The organism is Catenibacterium sp. AM22-6LB (genome assembly GCF_003435615.1).
GTDB lineage: Bacteria > Bacillota_I > Bacilli_A > Erysipelotrichales > Coprobacillaceae > Catenibacterium > Catenibacterium mitsuoka_A.
Genome location: NZ_QTUM01000101.1, coordinates 488 through 2,768 on the forward strand (window position 1 = coordinate 488; position 2,281 = coordinate 2,768).

General features: G+C 20.7%; 2 protein-coding genes. Both read right to left on the reverse strand.

Annotated elements, in window-relative coordinates; genetic code table 11:
- Nucleotides 1–82 precede the first annotated feature (82 nt).
- Nucleotides 83–1,327, reverse strand: coding sequence for a hypothetical protein (locus DW269_RS12320; protein WP_117460298.1), 1,245 nt, complete (start codon nt 1,325–1,327; stop codon nt 83–85).
- 2 nt (nt 1,328–1,329) lie between these two features.
- The gene (locus DW269_RS12325) at nt 1,330–2,031 is read right to left on the reverse strand and encodes a LytTR family DNA-binding domain-containing protein (RefSeq protein WP_117460300.1); all 702 of its coding nucleotides are present in this window, start codon (nt 2,029–2,031) and stop codon (nt 1,330–1,332) included.
- Nucleotides 2,032–2,281: the final 250 nt, after the last annotated feature.

A 2,281-nucleotide genomic window follows, 5' to 3' on the forward strand; every position in this document is an offset into this window, starting at 1 on the left:
TAATTAATAAATAGATATTATGTTTTTATTCTGTATTGATGTAAATATACTTTATAAGAATAAACTTTTTAAGTTACGAGTCTTATTCAGAAAGCATAAAATAAATAATAATACTGATGCAATTGTTATTTACAAATTTTACAGATGTATTACAATTCTGAATGTCTTGTAGAATGTTTCTAAAGTCTTCTTCAATTTCTTTTTCAATATTTACTAATTCATTTTTCTTACATTTTATTATAGTTGAAACAATAATTTGGTGTCCAATTTTTTGTGATTTAATAATAATATTTCGTTCATTTTCAGGTATAAATTGATTTAGTATAATACCATAATCTAATATTTTTGAAAATATTTCTGTTTGAATTTCCAAAGCAAGAAATGAAAAATCATTATATTTTATTGTGCTAATAAAATTAATTTTATTTTTTTCTAGCTCTTCTAATTTGCTATTTACTGCATAATTCAAAGCAAGGGAATTTGTATATATTGAATTGAATCTTTTAAAAGTAGTTTCTGTCATTTTATCCAATTCTTTTTTTACATCTTCTTTATTATCTTCATCAACATAAGATTTTAATTTATAACATTGATGCAACAAATCATGTAAAAAAAAGAAGTTGTTATTATAATGGCTTTTTAAAAGATCATATTTCGCATTTACAATTTTTTCTCTATATATCGATAACTCTAAATCCGAAGAAATTTTATTTGAACGTATAACTAGAAAAAAAATAGTTAAAATTGAAAAATTAGATAATAAAATAGAGAAAAATATTAAGAGCATCGTGCCAGTATTGTTTATAAGAGAAAAATAACTATTCAGTGTTGCTATAAAAAAAATAGTTGCAAGTGGAAAAGTAAAGATAAGTATATGATAATTAGGAAATGAATTGAGCTTTAAATATTTAATAAATTTAACAAATAAATAAGAAAATAATACTAATAAAAGTACAGAACTGAATAAACCTATATTATAAATTAAAGAACTTATCTTTGTGAATTGATGAAATCCTAAAAAATAATGTAAAATAACACCAATAATTAATTCTGATAATAAACTAAATACATAAAAAGGAATAACAGCGCATAATATATTAAAACAATTCATCTTAAATTGAAATAATATATACAACATGTAAACAATAAAAATTACTAATGATTTTTGAGCAGAAGGGCCTTTCATATTAACTAAGCAAATAATTATAAACATTATAAAAAAAGTAAAGTAACGTTTTTGTTTTTTTAAATTTCTACTTTCTAATAATGCACTACAAAGATAATGTAACGAAATCAAATTGCAGAAATTAGCTATCATTATATTCATAATTAAATTACCTCATGTAAATTTTCTTTATATTCTTCTAAAAAATTTCTTTTAAAATGTCTAGATAATGGAATTAAATCATCATTTAACATAATGATATCATTCTTTTGTAAAGCACTTATGTAATTGAGATTAACTAAAAATGATTTATGTGGTTGAGCAAACGGAACATTTTTAGCAATTTCAATCCAGTATTTTAATGGATAATTTGTTTGAATACTTTTTCCATTTATAAATTGAATAATCGTTTTTCTGTTAAAGAACTCAAAATATAGAATATTTTTAAAATATATTTTATTTTTTGATAGTTTTTCATCATAAAATCCAAGAAGATTATTATAATATTTATGCATTATATGTGTCATTTCTATATCAAATTCAGATTGAACAATAGGTTTAATAAAATATCTTTCAGCATCTATTTTATATCCATCAATTGCATATTTCATATAATGTGTTGTTATGATTACAAGACAATCTGTCTTCATCTTTCTTAATTTTAAACCAATATCAATTCCATTTTCATCAGATAATTCAATATCTAAAACCAATAAATCATAAGAATTGATTAATGAAAATAATTCTTTTTGTGTTTGACAATATGCAATTTTATACTCTTCGTTGATTTTATTAAAAAAATTAGTTATACAGTTTTCTAATTGTTTAATATCATCAATATTATCATCATAAACTAGTATTTTCATAATTCATCTCCTTATCCATCGGGCTATTATATTTTAAAACAATTTATCGATAATTTCAAAAAAACAGTAATTATATTTGTTGAAAATAAGCCTGTTTTAAAACCGACAGACATATACTGAAATTAGATACTAATTCAATAAAACAAGTTATTTGGAATAACAATCTCATATCTAGCGAACAAAAAAATAAGATAAAAAAATTGGATAATAGAAATCAAGTAAAAATTCAAAAAAATAATCAGTAATTTTT